Source organism: Arthrobacter sp. 08Y14 (assembly GCF_002929455.1).
In the GTDB taxonomy this organism is placed as follows: Bacteria; Actinomycetota; Actinomycetes; order Actinomycetales; family Micrococcaceae; genus Arthrobacter_B; species Arthrobacter_B sunyaminii.
On the sequence record NZ_PJIX01000044.1, the window covers coordinates 1 to 560 of the forward strand.

General features: G+C 63.2%; 1 pseudogene. It reads right to left on the bottom strand.

Annotation, left to right across the window (positions count from 1 at the left end):
• A pseudogene (locus tag CXR03_RS18950) lies at positions 1–560 on the bottom strand (dihydropyrimidinase); the annotation flags it as partial.

The window sequence follows — 560 nt, forward strand, 5'->3', positions numbered from 1 at the left end:
AGTTGCCGACGCCGAAGCGCTTCTGCTCGCTGGTGAAGGCGCAGTGGTCGGTGGCGACGACCGAGAGTGAACCCGACTGCAGGCCCGCCCAGAGTGAGTCCTGATGCTGCTTGTTGCGGAAGGGCGGCGACATGACGCGGCGGGCGGCGTGATCCCAGTCCTTGTTGAAATACTCGCTTTCGTCGAGCGTCAGATGCTGGATCAGCGGCTCGCCATAGACGCGCATGCCCTTCTGGCGGGCGCGGCGGATGGCTTCATGCGCCTGTTCGCAGGAGGTGTGCACGACATAGAGCGGAACACCGGACATGTCGGCCAGCATGATCGCGCGGTTGGTCGCTTCGCCTTCGACTTCCGGGGGCCTCGAATAGGCATGGGCCTCCGGACCGTTATTGCCCTCGGCGAGCAGCTTTGCCGTCATCGAGGCGACGACGTCGCCGTTTTCGGCATGCACCATCGGCAAAGCGCCGAGTTCGGCGCAGCGCTGGAAGGAGGCGAACATCTCGTCGTCATTCACCATCAGCGCGCCCTTGTAGGCCATGAAGTGTTTGAAGGTGTTGATG